General features: G+C 54.7%; 1 protein-coding gene. It reads left to right on the forward strand.

Features of this window, described 5'->3' with window-relative positions; translation table 11 throughout:
- Nucleotides 1-532 (forward strand): Gfo/Idh/MocA family protein (locus AC1DWB_RS37150; protein WP_477546027.1); only part of this gene is annotated, 532 nt, incomplete at both ends.

Below are 532 nucleotides of genomic sequence, written 5' to 3' on the forward strand. Positions count from 1 at the left end.
GAGGTAGTCCGGGTATACGATGTTAATGAGGAACAAGCCGCTAAGCTTGCAGGTGAGGTTGGAGCCGAAGTCTCGTCCAGCGCCGAGTTATTGCTCGACAATCGTGAGATTGACGCTGCCCTCATCTGTGCGCCACAGTTCGCGAGAGGACAGCTGGAGGAGATCGCGGCTAGCCGAGGTATTCATCTGCTGGTGGAGAAGCCGCTCGGCTTGAGTATGGAAGAAGTCCAACGCAAAGAGCAGTCGGTGCGGGATTCCGGTATTATTAATTCAGTCGGGTATTGCTTGAGGTACTTGGATACGGTGCAGAAGGCGAAGGCGTATCTACAAGGCAAGCCGATTCACCTGATTCAGATTCAACGCTTCGGCACGGCTCACCCGGCTAGATGGTGGAGCCAGCTCGATATGTCGGGCGGTTTCCTTGTCGATGCTGTGACGCACCAGGTAGATCTCGTCCGTTACATCGCGGGAGAGTTCAGGGACGTGTATGCGACGTTCGGCCGTAATTCCATTCAAGTGAAAGACCCAGAGT

It is taken from the genome of Paenibacillus sp. P4_E11, from assembly GCF_056401635.1.